At 62.8% G+C, this 24,323-nt stretch carries 20 protein-coding genes, 1 tRNA gene, 1 rRNA gene and 1 pseudogene; 14 read left to right on the forward strand and 9 right to left on the reverse strand.

Annotated features, from left to right (window positions below; all coding sequences use genetic code 11):
• Positions 1-212 precede the first annotated feature (212 nt).
• Both rrf and CIT25_RS07980 read left to right on the forward strand, forming a co-directional pair.
• Positions 213-327, forward strand: a 5S ribosomal RNA gene (gene rrf / locus CIT25_RS07975).
• Positions 328-453: 126 nt separating this feature from the next.
• A tRNA-Met gene (locus tag CIT25_RS07980) sits at positions 454-530 on the forward strand.
• A gap of 198 nt (positions 531-728) precedes the next feature.
• On the opposite strand, the gene CIT25_RS07985 is transcribed toward CIT25_RS07980, so the two are convergent.
• Complete coding sequence (locus CIT25_RS07985) at positions 729-1,556, reverse strand: MurR/RpiR family transcriptional regulator (protein ID WP_095484032.1); 828 nt, start codon at positions 1,554-1,556, stop codon at positions 729-731.
• 134 nt (positions 1,557-1,690) lie between these two features.
• On the opposite strand from CIT25_RS07985, the gene CIT25_RS07990 reads away from it, so the two are divergent.
• From CIT25_RS07990 to CIT25_RS08030, 9 genes are all read left to right on the forward strand, one after another.
• Positions 1,691-2,509: an N-formylglutamate amidohydrolase gene (locus CIT25_RS07990; protein ID WP_095484033.1), complete on the forward strand. Its 819-nt coding sequence runs from the start codon at positions 1,691-1,693 to the stop codon at positions 2,507-2,509.
• Positions 2,510-2,528: 19 nt separating this feature from the next.
• Positions 2,529-4,091, forward strand: a complete 1,563-nt coding sequence (locus CIT25_RS07995; protein ID WP_095484034.1) for an amino acid permease — start codon at positions 2,529-2,531, stop codon at positions 4,089-4,091.
• Positions 4,092-4,187: 96 nt separating this feature from the next.
• Positions 4,188-5,558, forward strand: a complete 1,371-nt coding sequence (locus CIT25_RS08000; RefSeq protein WP_095484035.1) for a glutamine synthetase family protein — start codon at positions 4,188-4,190, stop codon at positions 5,556-5,558.
• Positions 5,559-5,643: 85 nt separating this feature from the next.
• On the forward strand, positions 5,644-7,032 hold the full coding sequence (locus CIT25_RS08005; RefSeq protein ID WP_095484036.1) for an aldehyde dehydrogenase family protein: 1,389 nt from the start codon (positions 5,644-5,646) through the stop codon (positions 7,030-7,032).
• A gap of 17 nt (positions 7,033-7,049) precedes the next feature.
• Positions 7,050-8,222, forward strand: coding sequence for an iron-containing alcohol dehydrogenase (locus CIT25_RS08010; protein ID WP_095484037.1), 1,173 nt, complete (start codon positions 7,050-7,052; stop codon positions 8,220-8,222).
• 244 nt (positions 8,223-8,466) lie between these two features.
• Positions 8,467-9,573: an ABC transporter substrate-binding protein gene (locus tag CIT25_RS08015; RefSeq protein ID WP_095484038.1), complete on the forward strand. Its 1,107-nt coding sequence runs from the start codon at positions 8,467-8,469 to the stop codon at positions 9,571-9,573.
• 164 nt (positions 9,574-9,737) lie between these two features.
• Entirely contained in the window at positions 9,738-10,727 is a 990-nt protein-coding gene (locus CIT25_RS08020; RefSeq protein WP_095484039.1) for an ABC transporter permease, read from the forward strand.
• A complete protein-coding gene (locus CIT25_RS08025; protein WP_095484040.1) occupies positions 10,724-11,515 on the forward strand; it encodes an ABC transporter permease in 792 nt (263 codons plus the stop codon). The genes CIT25_RS08020 and CIT25_RS08025 overlap by 4 nt, the downstream gene beginning before the upstream one ends.
• Positions 11,516-11,545: 30 nt before the next feature.
• Entirely contained in the window at positions 11,546-12,610 is a 1,065-nt protein-coding gene (locus tag CIT25_RS08030) for an ABC transporter ATP-binding protein (RefSeq protein WP_095484041.1), read from the forward strand.
• 192 nt (positions 12,611-12,802) lie between these two features.
• Here CIT25_RS08030 and CIT25_RS08035 read toward each other — a convergent pair.
• Positions 12,803-13,460 (reverse strand): annotated as a pseudogene (locus tag CIT25_RS08035) (glutathione S-transferase family protein).
• Positions 13,461-13,583: 123 nt separating this feature from the next.
• Here CIT25_RS08035 and CIT25_RS08040 point away from each other — a divergent pair.
• The 3 genes from CIT25_RS08040 (at position 13,584) to CIT25_RS08050 (ending at position 16,999) form a co-directional block, all read left to right on the forward strand.
• Complete coding sequence (locus CIT25_RS08040) at positions 13,584-15,134, forward strand: cation:proton antiporter (protein WP_095484042.1); 1,551 nt, start codon at positions 13,584-13,586, stop codon at positions 15,132-15,134.
• A gap of 97 nt (positions 15,135-15,231) precedes the next feature.
• Positions 15,232-16,146, forward strand: coding sequence for an endonuclease/exonuclease/phosphatase family protein (locus tag CIT25_RS08045; protein WP_095484043.1), 915 nt, complete (start codon positions 15,232-15,234; stop codon positions 16,144-16,146).
• Between the two features lie 7 nt (positions 16,147-16,153).
• Positions 16,154-16,999, forward strand: a complete 846-nt coding sequence (locus tag CIT25_RS08050) for an EamA family transporter (RefSeq protein ID WP_095484044.1) — start codon at positions 16,154-16,156, stop codon at positions 16,997-16,999.
• Here the strand turns inward: CIT25_RS08050 and CIT25_RS08055 are convergent, their stop codons facing one another.
• Genes CIT25_RS08055 through CIT25_RS08085 form a run of 7 tightly spaced genes read right to left on the reverse strand, consistent with a single transcriptional unit; the run spans position 17,000 to position 24,264 of the window.
• Entirely contained in the window at positions 17,000-17,314 is a 315-nt protein-coding gene (locus CIT25_RS08055; protein ID WP_095484045.1) for a Dabb family protein, read from the reverse strand.
• 10 nt (positions 17,315-17,324) lie between these two features.
• The gene (locus tag CIT25_RS08060) at positions 17,325-18,953 is read right to left on the reverse strand and encodes a GMC family oxidoreductase (RefSeq protein ID WP_095484046.1); all 1,629 of its coding nucleotides are present in this window, start codon (positions 18,951-18,953) and stop codon (positions 17,325-17,327) included.
• Between the two features lie 12 nt (positions 18,954-18,965).
• Positions 18,966-19,727, reverse strand: a complete 762-nt coding sequence (locus CIT25_RS08065) for a 3-ketoacyl-ACP reductase (protein ID WP_095484047.1) — start codon at positions 19,725-19,727, stop codon at positions 18,966-18,968.
• The gene (locus CIT25_RS08070; protein ID WP_095484048.1) at positions 19,724-21,241 is read right to left on the reverse strand and encodes an FAD-dependent oxidoreductase; all 1,518 of its coding nucleotides are present in this window, start codon (positions 21,239-21,241) and stop codon (positions 19,724-19,726) included. The genes CIT25_RS08065 and CIT25_RS08070 overlap by 4 nt, the downstream gene beginning before the upstream one ends.
• Positions 21,242-21,246: 5 nt before the next feature.
• Positions 21,247-22,362: an ABC transporter ATP-binding protein gene (locus CIT25_RS08075; RefSeq protein ID WP_095484049.1), complete on the reverse strand. Its 1,116-nt coding sequence runs from the start codon at positions 22,360-22,362 to the stop codon at positions 21,247-21,249.
• Positions 22,363-22,366: 4 nt separating this feature from the next.
• Entirely contained in the window at positions 22,367-23,311 is a 945-nt protein-coding gene (locus CIT25_RS08080) for a carbohydrate ABC transporter permease (protein ID WP_095484050.1), read from the reverse strand.
• Entirely contained in the window at positions 23,308-24,264 is a 957-nt protein-coding gene (locus CIT25_RS08085) for a carbohydrate ABC transporter permease (RefSeq protein ID WP_095484051.1), read from the reverse strand. Before CIT25_RS08085 ends, CIT25_RS08080 begins: the two co-directional genes overlap by 4 nt.
• Positions 24,265-24,323 lie beyond the last annotated feature (59 nt).

Below are 24,323 nucleotides of genomic sequence, written 5' to 3' on the forward strand. Positions count from 1 at the left end.
TTGAAGCTTACCGGTACTAATAGTTCGATCGGCTTGATCGTTCTCATTCCTTATGCCCATCACCAGCGCAATCCTTTGGATCGCGCTGAGATGTGAGAGCACAACAAAGACCAGCGAACAGCTCAGAGAGAGCAGAAAATAGGATTCCCTATTCGCTACTCACTATTGGCTATTCGCTCAAAAAGCTTCTCGAGCAACGTGCGCTTTGCCGACCTGGTGGTTATGGCGGAGCGGCTGCACCCGATCCCATTCCGAACTCGGCCGTGAAACGCTCCAGCGCTGATGGTACTTCGTCTCAAGACGCGGGAGAGTAGGTCGCTGCCAGGTCTGCAAAACGCACGTTGAAAAAATCTTCTCCTTACAAAACAGGCCCGCCATACGGGAGCCCGGGCCGCGCAAGCGGCCCTTTCAGTTGGCGGAACCAACTAAGCGCTGACTTGTTTCAAAAGTTGACGCGGGGTGGAGCAGCCCGGTAGCTCGTCAGGCTCATAACCTGAAGGTCACAGGTTCAAATCCTGTCCCCGCAACCAAATCAAAAACGGCCCGCATCGCGCGGGCCGTTTTGCGTTTGGGTCCCGGCACGGGGTCGCCTTGTAACCGCGGTTCTCAGCCCAGGGCCTGCTTTCAGCCGATGGCGTAGGCTCACGGCAGGAGTTCGTCGATCTGGCCGTTGGCATGGCCGTTGACGATCCGGGTGAGAATGTCGGCGAGGTTCAGGCCGCGTCGCCCTACCGCAGGCTTTCCAGCTCGCGTATGCGTTTGGCGCCGTCGGCCTCGAGCTGCCGGGTGACGGCGCCGATCAGCGTTTCGGCCACGACGAAAAGGGCCGCCGAGGAGTCCCAGGCCGAGGGCACGGCGGTGCGCCCGGCGATGACATGGCGGGCGAAGCGGGCGATCGGCGACAGCCACTGGTCGGTGAACAGCACGATCTGCACGCCGCGCTGATGCGCGGTTTCGGCAAAGCGGATCAGGCTGTCCTGGTAGCGCCTGATGTCGAAGATCACCAGCACGTCGCGCTTGCCCATGTCGATCAGCCGATCGCGCCAGACGCTTTCCTGTCCGGCGAGATGAAAGACGTTGGGCTGGACGATGGCGAGGTGGGCAGCCATGTAGCGCGCCAGCGGATCGGTGAAGCGGCCGCCGATCAGGAACGTCTTGCCGCGCCGGTCGGCAAGCTTTGCGACGATGTCGGCAAGCTGTTTGTCGGACAGATGTCGGAACGTCTCGCGCATGTTGTCGAGCGTTGCCTCCAGCATCGGCGACACCGCGCCGCCGCCCAGCGCCGGCGGATTGAGCGTCCGCGATGCCGGCGATTGCAATTGCGCCGCCAGCTCGTCCTGCAGCGCCGACTGGAATTCCGGGTAGTTCTGGAAGCCGAGCCGGGCGACGAAACGCAGGATCGTCGGCGAGGAGACGCCGGCGACAGCTGAGAACTCGGCGACCGTCTTCAGGCCGATCAGCGGATAGTTGGCGATCAGCGTTTGCGCTGCGCGGCGCTCGCCCGCCGGCATCATGCCGATGCGGTCCGAGATCAGTTCGGCGATGCTCGAAATCATCTTTTCCCCACCCTGGCCGCTTCGCCGAAATCGCGTTTGACAAAGCCCGACAAACTGTATGAAATCATCCACAGGGACGCAATGAGGTAAAATACGTAACATACGATACAGCGCTCCCCGGGGACGACAGGACAATGGAGACAGCACGGCCCGCCAGCCTTGCATTGCCTGAAACCGTGAGGGTGACAAACCCCGGCGGTTCGAGCCCATTCGTGCTGACCTGCGACCACGCCTCCAACTTCCTGCCGCCGGAATTCGGAACGCTCGGCCTTGCTGCCGAGCAGCTTTCCCGCCACATCGCCTGGGACCCCGGCGCGCTGCCAGTCGCCCACCGCATGGCCGAGGCGCTCGACGCGACGCTGGTCGAGACCCGCATTTCGCGCCTTGTCATCGACTGCAACCGGCCACTGGATGCGCCCGACCTGGTGCCGCCGGTCAGCGAGACCACCGCCATTCCGGGCAATGCTGGCCTGTCGGAAAAGCAGCGCGCCGCGCGCATCGCTCTGTCCTGGCAACCCTTCCATGACACGCTCGCGAGCATCATCGACAAAAGGCTGGCGCGCGGGCTCGAGACGCGGCTGGTTTCAATCCATTCCTTCACCCCGGTCTACAAGGGTATGAACCGGCCTTGGCATATCGGCATCATCCACGACGAGGACCGCCGGCTCGCGGCGCCGCTTATCGCTGCGCTGCGGCGGCTCGCCGGCGTCACAGTCGGCGTCAACGAACCCTATTCGCCGGCCGACCGCGTTTATTTCACGCTGGAACGCCACGCGCGCCCGCGGGGGCTACCCTGCGCGATGATCGAAATCCGCAACGACGAGATCTCCGGCGAGGCCGGGCAGCGAAAATGGGCGGACCTGCTCACAGGCATTTTTCTAGATCTGGAGCCCGAGGCGGCCAGGGGCTCCCGAGCAAGCGCAGTGGGAAAGTCAGCACAATCGGCCAACTAAGAACCAGAAGGGGACAAAAATGTCAGCGCAAGACTATTCGGACGTCGACAAGAAGGAGGATCTGAAGGTCCTTCACGGAATGGGCTATGCCCAGGAACTCTCGAGAAGCATGAGCCGCTTCTCGAATTTCGCCATCTCGTTTTCGATCATCTGCATCCTGTCGGGTGGCATCAATTCCTTCGCGCAAGCCACGTCGTCGATCGGCGGCGCAGGCGCCGGCATCGGCTGGATCGTCGGCTGCGCCGTTTCCGGATTTTTTGCACTCGCCATGGCGCAGATCGCCTCGGCGTTTCCGACCGCCGGCGGCCTTTATCACTGGGCGTCAATCCTCGGCAACCGCTTCACCGGCTGGCTCACCGCCTGGCTCAACCTGCTTGGCCTGATCACCGTGCTCGGCGCGATCAATATCGGCACCGCCTTCTTCTTCGTCGGCACTTTCGGCGGAGGCTTCGGCATGACTGGCACGCCTAGCGAGATCGTCGGGTTTGTCGCCTTCATCACCGTGTTGCAGGCGCTGCTCAACCATTTCGGCATCAAGTTGACGGCTATGCTGACGGACGCCTCCGGCTTCCTGATCCTGGCAACGACAGCCGTGCTGATCGTCGCTTGCCTGATGTTTGCTCCAGCGATCGACATCACACGGTTGTGGACGTTCACGAACTATTCGGGTGATGCAGGCGGCGGTGTTTTCCCGCAGTCCGATTCCATGGGGTATCTCTTCCTGCTCTGCCTGCTACTGCCGGTTTACACCATCACTGGCTATGACGCGTCGGCGCATACTTCGGAAGAGACGTTGAAGGCAGCGCACTCGGTTCCGCGGGCGATCGTTTCGTCCGTGCTCTGGTCATCGCTGATCGGCTGGGTGATGCTATGCGCGATCGTATTGGCGATCCCCGATCTGGCGGCCGGCGCCAAGCAGGGCTGGGGCGTGTTCTTCGCGACGATGGACGCGATCTTGCCGTCGTGGCTTAAGACGCTGCTCTATCTGGCCATCCTGATCGCGCAGTTCCTCTGCGGTCTCGCAACGGTCACCTCTGCCTCGCGCATGCTTTTCGCCTTCTCGCGTGACGGTGGCATGCCGGTCGGCTCGGCCTCGCTAGCCAAGGTTAGCCCGGCCTGGCGCACGCCGGTCAATGCGATTTGGACGGCTGCGGTCCTCGAGATCATCTATGTCTTTCTTGCCCAGTTCATTTCGATCGGTGGCACGAACATCTATACCATCGTCGTCAATTCGACATTGGTGTTCCTGTTCCTGTCCTTCATCATTCCGATCGTGCTCGGCATGATGGCTTTCGGAACGGAGAAATGGCCGAATCCCGGCCCGTGGAATCTCGGCGCCGGCCTGTTCAAGTTGTTTTGCATCCTGTCGGTCATCGGCATGGTGATCATCTTCTACATCGCCATCCAGCCGCCAAACGACAAGGTGCTCTATATCACCCTGGGCTTCATCGTGCTGACCGCCGTGCTTTGGTTCGGCTTTGAGAACCGCCGCTTCAAGGGCCCGCCGATCGGCGACCAGATTGCCAAGCGTCAGGCAGCGATCAAGGCTGCCGAGGTAGCCATAGGCGAAGCCGGCGCCTGACACCTCTCCATCGCCATGGCCGGCGCCTGCCGGCCATGGCTTTCCACATATTCAAGGCGACAAGCCCTAAACGACAAGCACTGGAGTGCCAAAGGAATGGCCGGAAATTTCTCGTTCGATCAGTTGAAGAAGGCGGTCTCCAGCGGCGAGATCGACACGGTGCTGGCCTGCATTGTCGACATGCAGGGCCGGCTGGCGGGAAAGCGGTTCCTGGCACAGTATTTCGTCGAGTCCGCCCATGACGAGACGCATGGCTGCAACTATCTCTTGGCCGCCGACATCGATATGGAACCGGTGCCAGGCTACAAGGCGGCGAGCTGGTCGAAGGGTTACGGCGACTTCGTCATGAAGCCGGACCTGGCGACGCTGCGGCGCATTCCATGGCTGGAAAAGACGGCGCTGGTGATCTGCGACGTGCTCGACCACCACACCCATGACGACCTGCCGCATTCGCCGCGCGCCATCCTGAAGAAGCAGGTCAAGCGGCTGAGCGAGCGTGGCTATATCGGCTATTTCGCCTCCGAGCTCGAATTCTATCTGTTCAGCGAAACTTACGATTCCGCCCGCAAGAAGCACTGGCAGAGCCTCGACACCGCCTCCCCCTATATCGGCGACTACCAGATCGGCATCACCACCAAGGAAGAAGGCGTCATGCGCCGGCTGCGCAACGAGATGGAAGCAGCCGGCATTCCGATCGAGAACTCCAAGGGCGAGTGGGGTCCGGGCCAGGAAGAAATCAATGTGCGCTATGCCGAGGCGATCGACATGGCCGACCGCCACGTCATCCTGAAGAACGGCGCCAAGGAAATCGCAGAGTCCGAAGGCAAGGCGATTTCGTTCATGGCCAAGTATAATTATGGGCTGGCCGGCAATTCCAGCCACATCCACAATTCGCTGTGGAGCGCCGACGGCAAGACGCCGCTTTTCTACGACAGACAAGCCGAATGGACGCTGTCGACGCTCGGTCAGCGATGGGCGGCCGGCCAGCTCAAATACGCCAAGGAATTCACCTGGTTCCTGGCACCCTACATCAATTCCTACAAGCGTTTCCAGGCCGGCACCTTCGCGCCGACCAAGATCATGTGGAGCGAGGACAACCGCACCGCCGGTTTCCGCCTGTGCGGCGAGGGCACCAAGGGCATCCGCATGGAATGCCGTATCGGTGGCGCCGACCTCAACCCCTATCTCGCCTTCGCCGCGCTGATCGCGGCCGGCCTTGCCGGCATCGACGAAAAGCTCGAATTGCAAAAACCCTTCGTCGGCGATGCCTATCAGGCCTCGCAGCTGCCGGAAATTCCCAAAACCCTGCGCGATGCCACCGAGACGCTGGCGAATTCGGAGATGCTGAAGCAGGCGTTCGGTGACGGCGTGCTCGAACATTATGTCCATACGGCACGCTGGGAGCAGTTCGAATACGACCGCCGCATTACGGACTGGGAACTGCACAGGGGGTTTGAGCGGTACTAAACTACGCCAGCGCTGCCGTTCAGCCTTTGGTGCGGAGGCGGGTAGCTCAAAACCGAGATTGTCATAAGCTGCGAGGACTCAAGGAATGACCGAAACGGTCAAGATAAAATCCCCTGTCGATGGCTCGGTCTATGCCGAGCGACCGATCGCCACGGATCAGGCGATCAATGCCGCGGTCGAGCGTGCCAAGGCAGCGCAAGAGAAATGGGCTGAGACGCCGGTCGTCGAGCGCGGCAAATTTATGCTGGCCATGCTGGAAGCGCTGGTCGCCATGACCGATGAGATCGTGCCGGAAATCGCCTGGCAGATGGGCCGTCCGGTGCGTTATGGCGGCGAGTTCGGCGGCGTCAGGGAACGCACCAACTACATGGTCGAGATCGCCGAAGCGGCACTGAAGCCGGTGATGGCCTCCAATCCCAAGGACGGGTTTCGCCGCTATGTGAAGAAGGTGCCGCTCGGCGTGGTCATGGTGATCGCGCCGTGGAACTATCCCTATCTCACCGCCGTCAACACCATCGTGCCGGCGCTGATGGCCGGCAGCGCCGTCATCCTCAAGCACGCGGCGCAGACGCTGTTGGTCGGCGAACGCTTTCAGCAGGCTTTCGACAAGGCCGGCCTGCCAAAGGGCCTGTTCCAGAACCTCGTCATGAACCACGCCCAGACTGAAAGACTGCTCGGCTCGGGCAAGATCGACCATGTCAATTTCACCGGCTCGGTTGCTGGTGGCCGCGCCATCGAAAAGGCTGCGGCAGGCACCTTCATGACGCTCGGCCTTGAGCTCGGCGGCAAGGACCCGGCCTATGTCCTGGCCGATGCCAAGATGGATCATGCCGTCGCCAACCTGGTCGACGGCGCCTTCTACAATTCCGGCCAGTGCTGCTGCGGCATCGAGCGCGTCTATGTTCACGAGAAGGTCTATGACGAGTTCGTCGAAGGCTTCATCGCCGAAACCAAGAACTACGTCGTCGGCAACCCCCTAGACCAGGCGACGACGATGGGGCCGATGGCACAGGCGCGCTTTGCCGACCTGATCCGCGAGCAGAAGGCAGAGGCGCTGCGCAAGGGTGCCAAGGCGCTCATCAACATGAAGGTTGCCGACGACAAGGCTGGCTCGCCCTATCTGGCGCCGGAGGTGCTGACCGGGGTCGACCACCAGATGAGCGTCATGCGCGAGGAGAGCTTTGGGCCGATCGTCGGCATCATGAAGGTGCGCAACGATGAGGAGGCGATCGCGCTGATGAACGACAGCCCCTACGGGTTGACGGCCTCGATCTGGACGCGCGACACCGACCATGCGGCGGCCATCGGCGATCGGGTCGAGACCGGCACGGTGTTCATGAACCGCTGCGACTATCTCGATCCGGCGCTGGTCTGGACCGGCGTCAAGGACACCGGCAAGGGCGCGGCCCTGTCGGCCATCGGCTACGACAATCTGACCAGGCCGAAATCATATCACCTACGTGAAGCCATCTGATTTTCTGAAAGTCAAAAATGACAAAACTCATTTCCAAATGGAATTACCCGACAACCGTTCGGTTCGGTGCGGGGCGCATCAAGGAATTGCCTGATGTGCTTGATGCGACCGGCATCAGGCGGCCGCTTTTCGTCACCGATCCGGGGCTGGCCAAGCTTCCGGTCGTCGCTTCGACATTGAAGATCCTCGACGACGCCAAGGTTCCCTATGGCGTGTTTTCCGAGGTCAAGCCGAACCCGGTGGACTCCAACCTGACCGCCGGCATTGCCGTGTTCAAGAAAGGCAAGCATGACGGCGTCATCGCCTTCGGCGGCGGCTCGGCGCTCGATCTCGGCAAGCTGATCGCCTTTCAGGCCGGCCAGACGCGGCCGTTATGGGATTTCGAGGATATCGGCGACTGGTGGACGCGCGCTAATTCCGACGCGATCGCACCGATCATCGCCGTGCCAACGACGGCCGGCACCGGCTCGGAAGTCGGCCGCGCCGGCGTCATCACCAATGAGGCGACCCACACCAAGAAGGTCATCTTCCATCCGAAACTTTTGCCGGCGATCGTTATCGCCGATCCGGAACTGTCGGTCGGCATGCCGGGCTTCATCACCGCCGGCACCGGCATGGACGCGCTCGCCCACTGCCTCGAGGCCTATTGCGCGCCGGGCTATCATCCGATGGCCGACGGCATCGCTGTCGAAGGCGCGCGGCTGGTCTTCGAGAACCTGCCGAAGGCCTATGCCAACGGCAAGGATCTCGTCGCCCGCGCCCATATGATGAGCGCGGCCGCCATGGGTGCAGCCGCCTTCCAGAAGGGGCTGGGCGCCATACACTCGCTGTCGCATCCGATCGGCGCGCTCTACGACACCCATCACGGCATGACCAACGCCGTGTTCATGCCTTATGTGCTGGCCTTCAACCGCGACGCCATCGAGGTGCGCATCGCCCGGCTCGCCGCCTATTGCGGCATCAAGGGTGGCTTCGACGGTTTCGCCAAGGCGGTCATCAAGCTGCGCAAGGAGCTGAAGGTGCCGCACGCGCTGCCGGGCCTGATCAAGGGGCTCGACATGGACAAGAAGCGCAAGGGCCTGATCGCCGACATGGCAGTGGTCGATCCGACCGCCGGCGGCAACCCGGTCAAGCTGACCAGGAAGGCGGCGCTGACGCTGCTCGAAAACGCCATCGCCGGCACAGTGTGAGACGGCTTTCACGCCGAAAATTGATCTGGGAATTGAGGGCAAAGAAAAGGGGAGAAGGATGAAAGGAAAGACCAAAATTAATTAGCCGGAAAAATAATCGCGGGGCGATTGCTACAGCCGGTTAAAAAGAGTTTACTTTTTCGTACTGCGGGGCATCGCTTTCACAAAGCTTTCATCTGGCTGTCACACGAAAACGATACCGCATCGCAGGCGTCCAACGGCGTCAGTTCAACGGAGAGAACACATGTTCAAATTCACGGGAAAAGTGCTTTCCCTTACGGCCGTCGCCCTGATGGCGACCTCTGCCATTTCGTCGGCCCAGTCCATGGATGAACTGGTTGCCGCTGCCAAGGCGGAAGGCCAGCTCACCACAATCGCCCTGCCGCATGACTGGTGCGGCTATGGCGCCGTCATCGCCGGCTTCAAGGCGAAATATCCCGAAATCACCGTCAACGAGCTTAACCCCGATGCCGGCTCCGGCGACGAGATCGAGGCGATCAAGGCCAACAAGGACAATAAGGGCCCGCAGGCGCCCGACGTCATCGACGTCGGCCTGTCCTTCGGCCCCACCGCCAAAGCCGACGGCCTGCTGATGCCCTACAAGGTGTCGACCTGGGACTCGATCCCCGACAGCGCCAAGGATGCCGAAGGCTACTGGACCGGCGACTATTACGGCGTGCTGGCGATGATGGTGAACAAGGATCTGGTCAAGGAAGTGCCGGCCGATTGGGCCGATCTCCTGAAGCCGGAATATGCCAACGCCGTCGCGCTCGCCGGCGATCCACGCGCCTCGAACCAAGCCATCCAGGCGGTCTACGCCGCCGGCCTTTCGAGCGGCGCCGCGGCCGGTGAAGCCGCAGGTACTGCCGGCCTCGAGTTCTTCAAGAAGCTCAACGCCGCCGGCAATTTCGTGCCGGTCATCGGCAAGCCGGCGACGCTTGCACAGGGTCAGACACCGATCCTGATCAACTGGGACTACAATGCGCTTGCCGGCCGCGACACGCTGAAAGGCAATCCGCCGGTCGACGTCGTCGTGCCGAAGACCGGTGTCGTCGCCGGTGTCTACGTGCAGGCGATCAGCGCCTACGCGCCGCATCCGAACGCTGCCAAGCTCTGGCTGGAATATCTCTATTCCGACGAAGGCCAGATTGGCTGGCTGAAGGGCTACTGCCACCCGATCCGCTTCAACGATCTCGCTAAGAACGGCAAGATCCCGGAGGACGTGCTGGCCAAGCTGCCGCCGGCCGCATCTTATGAGGCCGCGGTGTTCCCGACGCTCGACGAGCAGGGCAAGGCCAAGGAAGCCATCACCAAGAACTGGGACGCCGTCGTCGGCGCCAACGTTCAGTAAGGTTGAAAACCGCCGGGCGGCTTCACTGCCGCCCGGCATTCCACTAGAGCGACGTGCGTCCACTTGGACGCACAAAGTACGCTCTAGAACTCAAATTTTCGCATCGTGCTTTCCGAAAATCGAGTTCGATTTTCGGGCCGATGCGATAAGACGGTAGCCGGCGCATGACCGATCTCTCGCTTTCCGATCACGCGATTGCCGGGAAGACGGCGCCGCCCAGCGAGGCGCGCGCGTTTCGGCTGCCGACGCAATGGCTGGGCGTGGCGCCGTTCTTCATCTTCGCCATCATGTTCCTGGTCCTGCCCACGCTCTATCTGGTGCTGGGCGCGTTCCAGAACGATGCCGGCGCATTCACCTTCGACAACATCGTCGGTATCTTCGACCCACCCAATTTGTCGAACTACATGCAGTGCCAATATGATTCCTGGATTTCCTGGGTCGACGGAAACTGCAAGCTGCCCAGCATCCTTGCCGCCTACTGGATCTCGATCAAGATCAGCCTTGCTTCGTCGCTCATCGGCGCATTTGCCGGTCTGGCCATTGCCATTGCCATCGTGCGCGGCGGCCTGCCGAACTGGATACGCTCGGCGACGCTGACCTTTTCCGGCGTGGCTTCGAATTTCGCCGGCGTGCCGCTGGCCTTTGCCTTCCTCGCCACGCTCGGCCGGCTCGGCCTCGCGACGGTGATCCTGAACACCGTGTTCGGCTTCAACATCTACGCCCACGGCTTCAACATCCTGTCGTTCTGGGGCCTGACGTTGACCTATGTCTATTTCCAGATCCCGCTGATGGTGGTCATCATCACACCGGCGATCGACGGACTGAAGAAGGAATGGGGCGAGGCGGCCGCGACGCTTGGCGCCACCACCGCGCAATACTGGCGCATGGTCGTCATCCCGGTGATCTGGCCGAGTTTTCTCGGCACCGTCATCCTGCTGTTTGCCAATGCCTTCGGCGCCATCGCCACCGCCTATGCGCTGACCGGCTCGTCGCTCAACATCATTCCCATCGTGCTCTACGCGCAGATCCGCGGCGACGTGCTGCACAACCCGCATCTCGGCTATGCCATTGCCTTTGGCATGATCGTCATCACCGGCCTCGCCAACGTCTTCTACATCTGGTTCCGGACGCGCAGCGAAAGGTGGCTCAAATGAAGAGCGGACGTTTCTGGGCCTGGGTCGTCTTCGCGCTGGGCGCGGCCTATTTCTTCATTCCGCTGATTGCAACCGTGGAATTCTCGATGCGCATGCGGCGCGGCGTCTATTCCTTCGATGCCTACGAGGTCGTGCTTGGCGACCCCCGCTTCCAGGCGACTTTCGGCTATTCGGTGCTTGCCGCCGTCTTCACCATCATCCTCGGCGTGCTGATCGTCGTGCCCACCGCCTACTGGATCCGGCTGCGGCTGCCGCAACTGAGGCCGGTCGTCGAGTTCATCACGCTGCTGCCGCTGGTCATCCCGGCGATCGTCATCGTCTTCGGCTACATCAGAATGTACGGATCGAACTCGCCGCTGCCGTTCCTGGCGAGCGATACGGGCACCAACGCCTTGCTGGTCATCGGCTATGCGACGCTGGCGCTGCCCTATATGTACCGCGCCGTCGACACCGGGCTTCGCACCATCGACGTGCGCACGCTGACGGAGGCGGCGCAGATCCTCGGCGCCGGCTGGGGCACGATCATCACCCGCGTCATTCTGCCCAATGTGCTGATCGCGGTATTGTCGGGCGCCTTCCTTACCTTCGCCATCGTCCTCGGCGAATTCACCATGGCCAGCCTGCTCAATCGGCCGGCCTTCGGTCCCTACCTGCAGAACATCGGCGCCAATCGCGCCTATGAGCCGGCGGCACTTGCCATCATTGCCTTCGCCATTACCTGGGCGTGCATGTCGCTGATCCAGATCCTGTCGCGTTTTGCGCCGCGATCGGCGAACCGGCCAAACTGATCGAAAAGTACTGACCGAAAGAAAAAAACCATGGCCGAGCCATTCCTCTCCATCCAGCATGTGCGAAAATCCTTCGGCCCCACCACCGTGGTCCAGGATTTTAACCTCGACGTCGAGCCGGGCGAATTCGTCTCCTTCCTCGGGCCATCGGGCTGCGGCAAGACGACGGTGCTGCGCATGGTCGCCGGCTTCGAGGAGCCGAGCGCCGGCAAGATCGTCGTGGCCGGCAAGGATATCACCCGGCTCAAGCCCAACCAGCGCAATGTCGGCATGGTGTTCCAGGCCTATGCGCTGTTTCCGAACCTGACGGTGGCGCAGAACATCGGCTTCGGACTGAAGGTCGCGGGCATGCCAAAGGCCGATGCTGACAGGCGCGTTGCCGAGATGCTCGACCTCATCAAGCTGCCGCAGATGGGCGATCGCTATCCCTATCAGCTCTCCGGTGGCCAGCAGCAGCGTATCGCGCTGGCGCGGGCGATCGCGCCGAAGCCGAAGCTCCTGCTGCTCGACGAGCCGTTGTCGGCGCTCGACGCCAAGGTGCGCGTGTCGCTGCGCGAGGAAATCCGCTCGATCCAGAAGAGGTTAGGCATCACCACGATCTTCGTCACGCACGACCAGGAAGAGGCGCTGTCGATCTCCGATCGCATCGCAGTCATGTATAGCGGCAAGGCCGAGCAGGTCGGCACGCCGTTCGAGATCTACAACCGGCCGGCGACCAAGTTCGTCGCCAATTTCGTCGGCACGCTGAACGTGCTCGAAGGCACCGTCACCGATGCCGCTTCGGGCAAGGTGCGCGTCAACACGCAGGAGGTCGCGCTCAAGGGCAAGCTCAACGGTTCGAAGACCGGCGACAAGCTATCCCTGGCGCTGAGGCCCGAGGCAATTTCGCTCGGCCGCCATCCCGGCCGCGATTCCAGCCTTTCGGGCGAGATCGCCGAAGTCCATTTCCTCGGCTCGGTCATCCGGGTTCGCGTCGGCATCGGCGGCAGCACGGTGTCGCTCGACACGTTCAACAGCCCGGCCGCCCCGCCGCCCGCCGTCGGTGAGAAGGCCGAGATTTCCTTCTCGTCGGGCGACATGCTGGTGCTGCACTAGAGCGCTTTGGTGGAACCAAAACCGCGCTCCAGGTCTTGTTTGACGCATTTTGTCGGACGCCAAACGAAGACGTTTGGCTGCAAATGCTCTAAAGCGCGTCGCGTTGAAACGGATTCAATCGACGCGCTTTAAGCCTTTGTTTTTATGCATGTCGTTATCCCAAAACCGCTGCGCACTTTTGGGCGACATGCACTAACAGCGGCAGTATCCCGGAAGTCGAAGCCAGGCCGGCGGGATGAACGGCTGGCTCACCGTCCTGAAGACCGGCAGCGCTTCCAGCCGCGCGGCATGGGCGGCGAGCGCCGGAAACGCGGTGAGCGAAGCCAGGCCGGGATGTGCCTCGCCAAGGAAGCGGAGCGCGGCGGCAACCGCGATGTCGGCATGGCCGATCCGATCGCCGAACCAGTAGGTTTCAGGCCTTGTGCTGCGATCGGCTTCCAGTACAGCCATCACGCCTTCTATCTGCTTGCGGCAGCGCTCAACCCAGAGGTCGGAGATCGGCTCGTGCAGCAGCCTCTCGTAGAACAGGCTAACCGCCTTGTCGCCCAGCCCGGTTGCCAAAGCGGCTATCTTCAGCGCTTGGCGGCGCGCCGGCTCCTCGGTCGGAAACATCCTGTGCTCGGCCCGCTACGAGACCATCCAGATGGTCCAGCATGGCGTGGCTCTCGATCAGCACCTCGCCATTGTCCAGCACCAGGGTTGGCACGCGCGTCAGCGGATTGTAGGGCCTGAACTTGTCCGCATCGCCGAAGGTCGACCAGGGACGATGTTCAAACGGCAGGTTGTACAGGGTCAGCGCAATGCCGACGCGACGGACGAAGGGCGAGTCATATTGGCCGATGAGGATCATGACCCAAGCTTATACGCAGACAACCGCCTCAACGCATACTGCCAAGTCAGAGCACAACGGCCAATCATAGCAGCTTATGGTTTTACTACTGCCAATAATTCCGCTTCGCCGCTACGATGAGGCATGGCGCTTTTCGAGTTGACCCTTGTTCTCCTGCTGATCGCCGTCGCGCTGACAGCGTTGTCGCGGCGTCTCCAGGTCCCCTATCCCTCTTTGCTGGCATTGGCAGGCGTAGGCATCGCCTTCCTGCCGTTTGCGCCGACCATCGAGATCGATCCCGAACTGGCGCTCGCCTTGTTCATCGCGCCGGTGCTCCTCGACGCTGCCTACGACACGTCGCTGCGCGATCTCAATCGCTACAGACTGCCGCTGGTCTTGCTGGCGCTTGGCGCCGTTGTTTTCACGACTGCGGCCGTGGCGCTCGCCGGATGGACAATGGCAGGCCTGCCGATCGCTGCGGCCATTGCCCTCGGCGCGATCGTGGCGCCGCCCGATGCCGTCGCGGCGTCGGCCGTGCTTGGACAGTTCAAGGTGCCGCACCGCGTCACCGCGATCCTGCAAGGCGAAAGCCTGCTCAACGACGCCACGGCACTTCTGATCTACCGCATGGCGGTTTCCGCAGCTGCCGGCTCTATCCTGCTGAGCAGCGCGGTTCCGATGATCTTGCTGTCGACGGTCGGCAGCCTTGCCGCTGGTTATGTGCTCGGCCGATTGTTTCTCGGCACCCTCAGTCGCATCAGCGATCCGGCAAGTGGCACGGTGGTGCAATTTGCCGGAACATTCGGCGTCTGGATCCTGGCCGATAGGGTCGGGCTCTCCGCTATCATTACGATCGTCGTCTATGCCATGACCATCGCGCGCACCGCGCCGCGCCGCATGCCGGCCAGGAATCGCGTCAGCTCCTACTCGGTCTGGGAGACGGCGGTCTTCGTGCTCAACGTGCTGGCCTTCGTCCTGATGGGACTTCAGGCGCGATCGATCGTCGGCCGGCTTGCCGAGCAGGGGCAGGTCGAAGCGTTCGTCTTCGCCGCGGCCGTGCTGGCAGTCGTCATCGTCTCGCGTCTCGTCTGGGTGCTGGGATGCGGCGCGATCATGAGGTGGCTTGCCAGCTTCGGTGACGCGGATCGGCAGGCCGAAGCCCCGTCGTTTCGCGGCGGCGTGCTGATCGGCTGGTGCGGCATGCGTGGTCTGGTCACCCTTGCGGCAGCGTTTGCCTTGCCGGCCGACTTTCCGGGCCGCGACCCGATCGTGCTCGCCGCCTTCTCGGTCGTTCTCGGCACATTGGTGCTGCAAGGCATGAGCCTGAAGCCGCTGCTGCGCTTGCTTCGTCTCGATCCGGACGAAACTGTCGACCGCGAGGTCGCGCAGGCACGCGTCGCCATCATGCAGGCTGCGCTGGACGTGTTGAGCGGCAAGACATCGAATGCCGCGGCCGCGGTCCGCGAGCAATTTACCGCGCAGCGCGTGATCGCCGAAAATCCTGACGATGCCCAGGCTGCAACCGAGTACGACAGGTTGCGCCTCTATGCCATCAAGAGCCAGCGTGACGCGTTGGAACAGCTGCGTATCGATGGGACGATCGGCGACGAAGCCTATCATCGCCTGGAGGAGGAAATCGACTGGTCGGAACTGGCCGCTTCTCCGCCAGGACGTTTCCAGCCGCTGACGACTTAGCCGTGCGCTATCTGGCCCAAGCTCTCTCCATCCGGCTGCACATTGCAACCAATCCGCCAAACCGCTACTGCCATCACGAAATTGAGCCGGTTAAGCAATGAAGCTGGTCAGCTATAACATCCAGTACGGTTTCGGCAGCGACGGCCGCTACGATCTCGCGCGCTGCGCCAAGGTTGTCGCTGGCGCCGACATCATCGCCTTGCAGGAAGTGGAACGGCACTGGCTGCGCAGCAACGGGGACGACCAGCCGGAAATCCTTTCTCGGCTGCTGCCCGAATACCATTGGGTCTATGGCCCGGGCTTCGACATGGACGCCAGCGAACGGCGTGAAGGCCGCATCGTCCACCGGCGGCGGCAATTCGGCACCATGGTGCTGTCGAGGCTGCCGATCGTCTGGTCGCGCCTGCACACGTTGCCGCTGCGCCGCACCGTGCGTCCGCTCAACACCCGCAACGCGGCGCTCGAATGCATGATCCGCACCCCTGCCGGACCGGTGCGGGTGCTGTCGCTGCATCTCGCGCATATCGCGACCGAGGAGCGGCTGGAGCAGATCGACTATCTGCTCGCCGAGCATCGCCGGGCGCCGTCCGACGGCGGCCCGTGGAGTGGCGCCGACGACGAACCCGTGCGCAACTGGAGCAATGGCGAGCCGCAGCCGGAAAACCCGCTGGCAGCGATCTGGATGGGCGATTTCAACATGGAGCCGGGCAGCGCCGAGTACCGGCGCATCGTCGGCAGCACGCCGTATCATCGCGGTGCCGCCTATCTCGACGGTTTTGTCGATGCCGCCGCCGTCGCCAGCGAACCTGCGGAGGACTTCCACACCCATGTGAAGACCATCGATGGCGGGCTGACAAAGCGACGGCTCGACCATTGTTTCGTCGGCGGCATGTTTGCCGGCCGCGTGCGCTCGGTCAGCGCCGATATCGGCGAAATCGCCTCCGACCATTTTCCGCTGCGGGTCGACATCGACCTGGAAACGCCTTTCGCGACAGCGACCGGAGGCGGATGAGCCGCCGATGACCTTGTTCGTCTTCTTCGCGGTGCTTGCTGCCGCCGCCATGCACGCGATATGGAACGCGCTGGTCAAGGTCCATCTCGACCGCTTTCTGTCGATCACGCTGATGACGCTCGGCATGGGCGCCGTGGCGCTTCTGGCGCTGCCTTTCGTCGAGGTGCCGAAATCGGAAGTGTGGCCGTACATCATCGCCTCGGTGATCTTCCACATGGGCTACAGGACGTTCCTGATTGGCGCCTACAAGGCCGGCGATTTCGCCCAGACCTATCCGCTGGCGCGTGGCACGGCGCCGCTGCTGGCCGCACTTGGCGGCATGGTGGTCGTCGCCGAGGTGCCGGCGCCGCTCGCCATTCTCGGGATCCTTCTTTTGTCGGCGGGCACGCTGGTGCTGTCGTTTCGCGGTGGCGCGCATCTAGAGAGGCTGAACCTGCGCGCGGTCGGCTTTGCGCTGGGCACCTCGATCTTCATCGCCAGCTACACGCTGTCCGACGGCAGCGGCGCGCGGCTCGCCGCCACCGCCTCGAGCTATGCGGCATGGCTGTTCGTCTGCGATGCGCTTTGGGCGCTGGTGCTGTGCCTGATCTTCCGCGGGCCAAAGGCGCTGCCGGTGCTGGCGCGCGACTGGAAGGCGGGCGTGTACACCGGCGTGCTCAGCGGCGCCGCCTACTGGATCGTGATGTGGGCGATGACCAAGGCGCCGATCGCCTCGGTCGCGGCGTTGCGCGAAACGTCGATCCTGTTCGCCATGATGATCTCGGTGTTCGCGCTCGGCGAGAAGATGACGGGCTGGCGGGGAGCCGCCGTGCTCAGCATTGTTGCCGGCGTCGTCGCGCTGAGGCTCGGGTAGCTAAGCGCTTATTTCCAGGTCGAACACCATCAGCCCGTCGGTTCCGCCTTCGAGTGCAGCAACCAGCCGGGCGCCGGCCCGCTGATGCGCTTCATGCACTAGATAGGCATCGCGCGCGGCGGCATCGCGAAAATCGATGGTGAAGCCGTGCGTGAAGCCGCGTGCGAACGGTTCTGGGCTGACATTGGCGCTGAATTCGACCTTGCCCATGCCTTCGATCACCCGCCGCAGCGCTTCGAGATCGGCATGGATTGCCGCGCGCTCGGTGGCGTCGGCGTTGTTGCGGAATCGAGCGAAAACACAGTGTCTGATCATTCCTGGGATCTCATGCCGCTTGGTTGGTCGAAAACACGGCCGGCGGCAGCGGCTCGCGGCCAAGGATCAGATCGGCGCCTTTTTCGCCGACCATGATGGTCGGGGCATTGGTGTTGGAGGAGGGGATGCGCGGCATCACCGAGGCATCGCAGACACGCAAGCCCTCAATGCCGCGCAGCTTGAGATCGGGCGTCACCACGCTCATCGCGTCGTGGCCCATGCGGCAGGTCCCCACGGGGTGGTGGTCGGTCTTGGAACTGCGGCAGGCATAGTCGAACAGCTCGTCGTCGCTGGTGAGCGTCGGTCCCGGCAGCACCTCGCGCAGCACGTAGGAAGCAAGCGCCTTCTGCCGCATGATCTCGCGCGCCAGCCTGAGTCCCTTGATTGACATGTCGCGGTCGTAAGGGTCGGACCAGTAATTCGGATCGATCAGCGGGTGGTCAGCCGGGTCGGCGCTGTTCAGTCGTACCGTGCCGCGCGAATGTGGGCGCAGGAAAGCCGAATTCAGCGTCACCCCTGGATTCCTGAGTTTCTCGACGCCGGCCTCGATGCCGGAGCCGAGGCCGAGATGGAGCTGGATGTCGGGCGAGGCGGCGGTCGGGTCGGCGTACCAGAAGCCACCGGTCTCGAACAGGCTGGAGGCAACCGGGCCCTTTTTGAGCAGCAGATATTGCAGGCCGGCCCACACCGTTCGGTGCAGCTTGGCGTAGTTATCATAGGTGTGGTCGCCGGTGCATTCGGCAATGACGAACAGGTCGAGATGGTCCTGCAGGTTGGAGCCGACGCCGGGCAGGTCATGCACCGGCGTCACGCCGACCGACTTCAGATGGTCTGCCGGGCCGATGCCCGACTGCATCAAAAGCTTCGGCGAGCCGATGGCGCCGGACGAGACGATCACTTCGCGCTCGGCATGCAGAATCTTCGGCTGGCCGCCCGGCCTGTCGACGATCTCGACGCCGACGGCGCGGCCTTTGTCGATGACGATGCGCGTCACCAGCACATCGGTCCTGACGGTCAGATTCTTGCGTTCGCGGATCGGCCGGAGATAGGCGACCGAGGCAGAGGAGCGTCTCGCGTTTTTCTGCGTCAATTGGTAATAGCCGACGCCCTCCTGGGTTATCCCGTTGAAGTCCGGATTGAAGGGAATGCCCATCTCCTGTCCGGCGCGGAAATAAGCCTCGCAGATCGGCAGCGGCGCAATCGGGTTCGAGACGCCGAGCGGGCCTTGGTCGCCGTGAAAATCGTTGGCGTAGCGCTGGTTGTTCTCGGCCCGCTTGAAATAGGGCAGCACGTCGCGGTAGCCCCAACCGGCAAGGCCCTCTTCGCTCTCCCAGGCGTCGTAATCGCGGGCGTTGCCGCGCGTGTAGATCTGGGCGTTGATGGAGGAGCCGCCGCCGATCACCTTGGCCTGCGTGTACCGGAAGATGCGGTCCTTCATGTGCTTTTGCGGCACGGTCGACCAGCCCCAGGCGGCGATGCCCTTGGTCATCTTGGCGAAACCTGCCGGCATGTGGATCAGCGGATGCCAGTCCTTGCCGCCGGCTTCGAGCAGCAGCACTGAATTCGATGGCTCTTCGCTCAGCCGGTTGGCGAGGACGCAGCCGGCCGGGCCGGCGCCGACGATGATGTAGTCGGTCATGGCGTCACCTGCTCACAGCCTCGGCACCGACAGCGCGCCGTCGACATTGACGATCGAGCCGGTCGAAAAGCCGAGCTTGCCGCCGGCGAGTGCCGCCACCGCGGCGCCGACATCGGCGGCTTCGCCCCAGCGCTTTGCCGGCACCAGCCCGCTATCGATCAGCGCGTCGTATTTGGCCGTCACGCCTGCGGTCATGTCGGTGCGGATGATGCCCGGCCGCACCTCGAACACGCCGACATTTTCGGCGGCGAGCCGCAGTGCCAGGGTCTTCACCCACATCGAAAGCCCAGCTTTGGAGATGCAGTAGTCGCCGCGCTCGGGCGAGCCCATTTCGGCGCTGACCGAGGTGATGGTGATGATCGATTTTGGGTGATCACCCGGCGCCGCAAGCATCGCCTTGGCAACGGCTTGGCTGAGGAAGACGGTGCCGCGCAGATTAATGCTGAGGATCCGGTCGAAATTCTCCGGTTTCAATTCCAGCAGGTCGCCGCGTTCGACCGCGCCGATGCCGGCATTGTTGACCAGGCAGTCGATGCGGCCGAAGGCGCTTATCGCGGCATCGACCAGCGCCGCATGGTTTTCGAGATCGGCGATGTCGCCACAATGGTAGGCGAATTTCGCACCGCGGGCAGCGATGTTGGCGGCAAGTCCGTCAGCGGCATTGTCGGCAAGGTCCACGACAAGGATGTCGAAGCCGGCATCGGCCAGCGCCTCGGCGCAGGCCAGCCCAATGCCGCGCGCGCCGCCGGTGACGATGGCCGCCGGGCGGGTCATGCGACAAGCTCCGTCTTGCGGATATGGTCGGCGACACGCAGCGCTTGTGCTGCGATCGACAGCGCCGGATTGACCGCGGCCGAGTTCGGCAGGAAGCTAGCGTCGACGACAAACAGGTTCCGGTGGTCGAACGAGCGGCAGAACGGGTCGAGCGGCGAGGTCGCCGGATCGTCGCCCATCTTGACCGTGCCGCACTGGTGCGACGGCGTGCGCTTGTCGAAAGGCCGCGACAGGACGATCGGATAGCCGCAGGCGCGGAAGTTCTCGCGCATCACCTTGGTCAGCCCGTCGAGCGACTGCATGTTGGAGCGCCGCCACTGCATGACGATGTCCTTGCCGTCGACCATGATGCGGCTTTCGGGATCGGGCAGGTCCTCGCACATCAGATACCAGTCGACGGCGTGGCCGGCCATGAAGTCCAGCGCGAATTTGGGTGCAAGCTTGACGTTGGCCCTCAGGATATTGCCGTCGATCTTGCCGAGAAGCTGGACATTGCCGAGCGGCTTGCCGCCCTTGCCATCGGACAGATAGTAGTCGTTGAGCATCAGCGTCTTCTGGTAGACGGCATCGTTCCTGCGGCGCGGATCGATCGCCAGCATGGCGCTCGAATTGTGGTTCATGAAATTGCGGCCGACTTGGTCGGAATGGTTGGCGAGGCCCTTGCCGCCTCCCTTGCCATTGTTGGGAGAGGGCGAGCGCAGCAGGATGACCGCTGAATTGACGGCGCCGGCCGAGAGGATGACCAGTTTCGGCGTCACTTTCTTCAGCGTGCCATTCTGGCGATAGTGAACGGCGGCGATCGTCCTGGCATCCGATGACGCTTCGAGATATTCGACGTGGGCACTGGTCTCTAGCCTGATGTTCCGGTCGGCCAGTGCTGCCGCCAGCGGCCCTGTTTGGGCGTCGACCTTGCCGGTCCCGGTGTTGGGAAAGGCATCCCAGCCTGTCTTGCCGTCCTTCAGCCAGGCATCGATGTCGACGCCGAGCGGCAGCGATGCGGGGTGCAGGCCGAGACCCTTGAGCTCGGCGCGGGCGCGGGCGATGGGCGGCTCGTCCGGCACCGGCCCGAAGGCATAGGGGATCGAGTGGAACGGTTCGGTCGGGTCTTCGCCGAGTGCGCCGCGCACGCGAAAAAGCTGCTCGGCCCTGGAGTACCATGGCTCGAACGCCTCGTAGGAGAACGGCCAGGCCGGCGAGACGCCGCCATAGTGCTCCATGGCGGAAAAGTCTTGCCTGCGGTAGCGGATCAGCACCGCGCCATAGAATTTCGAATTGCCGCCCACATAGTAGTAGTTGCCGGGGTTGAACGCAGCACCCCCGACCTCGCGCCACATCTCCTTCGGCCGGTAATGGCCGTCGACGAAGATAGCGCGTGTGTCGCGCGTGTGCGTCGTCGTCGGCAGCTTCTCGCCGCGCTCCAGCATCAGGATCGAGGCGCCACTGCCGGCAAGGCCGGAGGCGATCGTGGCGCCGCCGATGCCGGAGCCGATGATGACGATGTCCGGGTTTGTCATGGCTGTCAGAGGATACGGTTCTCGGTCGCCGGATCGAAGAACACCGCCTTGGTCAGGTTGAAGGCGAGCGGCGTGCTGGTACCCGGCTGGATGTTGGCGTCGGCGCGCAGACGCGCCACCACCGCCTTGCCGCCCAGATTGGTGACCGCGAAAGTGTCGGAGCCGGCCGGTTCCACGACTTCGATATGGCAGTCGGCGGTGGCGATGTTCGATGCGTTGCGTTCGGCCCCTTCCGGATCGGTCAGGGCTTCGGGGCGGACGCCGAAGATGATCGGCTTGTCGTGGAATGCCGACAGGCCCGACGGCGCATCGGCCAGCGGCAGCGAGATCGGCTCGCGCGCCTCTCGCTGCAGCACCACGGAAAGTGCATTGCCATTGCCGCCGATCGTCGCCGGGATCAGGTTCATGGCCGGTGAACCCATGAAGTCGGCAACGAACAAATTGGTCGGGTTGTTATAGATTTCGGCCGGCGTGCCGAACTGCTGCACCTCGCCGTCGCGCATCACCGCGATCTTGGTGGCCAGCGTCATCGCCTCGATCTGATCGTGGGTAACGTAGACTATCGTTGTGCCGGTGGTCGCGTGCAGGCGCTTGATCTCGATACGCATGTCGACACGCAGCTTGGCGTCGAGATTGGAGAGCGGCTCGTCGAAGAGAAAGAGCTTGGGGTCGCGCACCAGCGCGCGGCCCATGGCAACGCGCTGGCGCTGGCCGCCGGAAAGCTGGCTCGGCTTGCGCTGCAGGAGGTGGCCGATCTGCAGCACCTTCGCCACCTTGTCGATCGCCTTCTGGCGCTCCTGAGCCGGCACGCCGCGCATTTCCATGCCGAAGGCAATGTTTCCGGCGACAGTCATGTTCGGATAGAGCGCATAGCTCTGGAACACCATGGCGATGTCGCGCTTCGAGGGATGGAGATCGTTGATCGTCCGGCCGTCGACGCGGATTTCGCCTTCGGTGATGGTTTCCAGGCCGGCGATGGTGTTGAGCAATGTCGACTTGCCGCAGCCGGACGGGCCGACCAGCACGAGGAAGCCGCCCTTTTCGAGATCGACGTCGATGCCCTTCAGGATTTCGACCGATCCGAACCGCTTCCTCAGCCCATTGATTTCGAGAAAAGCCATTCGATTATCCTTTGACGGCGCCGGCCATCAGGCCGCGCACAAAATAGCGGCCAGCGACCACGTAGACGAGAAGGGTCGGCAGTGCGGCGATCATCGCCGCCGCCATGTTGACGTTGTATTCGACGACGCCGGTCGAGGTGTTGACGACGTTGTTCAGCGCCACGGTCATCGGCATCGCGTCACCGGTGCCGGCATAGGCGGAGGCGAACAGGAAGTCGTTCCAGATGTTGGTGAACTGGTAGATGACGGTGACGACGAAGATCGGCATCGAATTCGGCAGCATGATGCGCCGGAAAATCTGGAAGAAGCTGGCCCCGTCGACCTGCGCCGCCTTGACCAGTTCGGTCGGGAACGCCTCGTAATAGTTGCGGAAGAACAAAGTGGTGAAGCCAAGCCCGTAGACGACGTGGACAAAGACCAGGTTGACCGTCGGGTTGCCCAAGCCGAATGACAGCCCCGTTGCGTTCCGCAACGTCACGCCGAAACGGCCGAGGCTGCCGAGGATCGTCGCCATCGGCAACAGCACCGACTGGAACGGAATGAAGCAGGCAAACAGCATCAGCCCGAACACCAGCGTGTGGCCGCGGAAGCGCCATTTGGTCAGGACATAGCCGTTGAGCGCGCCGAGCAGCGTCGAGATCAGCACCGCCGGAACCACCATCTTGATGGAATTCCAGAAATAGCCCTTGATGCCGGCGCAGGTGAGGCCGACGCAGGTCTCGCCCCAGGCCTTCAGCCATGGCTCGAAGGTCGGCGCCTGCGGCAGCGCCAGCATGTTGCCGTTCTGGATCTCGTCCATGGTCTTGAACGAGGTCACCAGCATGACGAATAGCGGCATCAGGTAGAACAGCGCGAACAGCGCCAGCAGGCCGTAGATGACAACGCGGTTGACGGTCCTGGCGCTGATGCCGCCAGTGCTCTGGCGAGCGGGAGTGGCAATGACGCTCATCGCGGCTTCTCCCTGAGCTCGGAGTAGAGATAGGGCACGATGATCGCGGTGATGGTCATCAGCATGATCACAGCACTGGCTGAGCCGACAGCCATTTCGTTGCGCTTGAAGGTGTACTCATACATGAAGTTCGACGGCAGCCAGGCCGAGCCGCCCGGTCCGCCACTGGTCAGCGCGACGACCAAATCGTAGGACTTGATGGCGAGGTGGGCGAGCACGATGAAGGCCGACAGGAACACCGGCCGCAGCAGCGGGATGACGATCCGGCGATAGAGCTGGAACGTGGTGGCGCCGTCGATCTGCGCCGCCTTCATGATCTCGCCGTCGATGCCACGCAGGCCGGCGAGGAACATCGCCATGATGAACCCCGAGGCCTGCCAGACGCCGGCGATCACCACGGTGTAGATGACGAAATCCTTGTTCTTGATCCAGTCGAAATGGAAGCTCGTCCAGCCCCATTGATGCAGCGTCTGCTCGAGGCCGAGCCCGGGATCGAGGAACCATTTCCAGGCGACGCCGGTGACGATGAAGGACAGCGCCATCGGGTAGAGATAGATCGGGCGCAACATGCCTTCGCCGCGGATCTTTTGGTCCAGCAGGATCGCCAGGAACAAGCCGAGCGCCAGGCAGATGAAGATGTAGAGAAAACCGAAGATGCCCATATTGGTGATCGACGTGTACCAGCTCGATGGCGGGTCGCTCTCGAAGGTCCAGCGCCACAGCCGCTGATAGGCGCGTGACCCTGTAATGGCATAGGACGGGAAGGTCTTGGAGTTGGTGAAGGACAGATAGACCGTCCACAGGATGAAGCCGTAGACGAAGACAACAGTGATCGCAAAGCTTGGCGCCAGCACGAGCTTCGGCAGCGCGTCCTGCAGGCGCGAACGCATGGAGGCACCCGGGCGAGCGTTATGCTCCGGCGTCAGCTTGATCTGGGTCGCGACCGTAGTCATGGGCTCCTCCCGTTTCGGGTCCCTTCACCGCCAGGCGGAAAGGATGACCCCGTCCAGAC

This window comes from Mesorhizobium mediterraneum, assembly GCF_002284565.1.
GTDB classification, from domain to species: domain Bacteria; phylum Pseudomonadota; class Alphaproteobacteria; order Rhizobiales; family Rhizobiaceae; genus Mesorhizobium; species Mesorhizobium mediterraneum.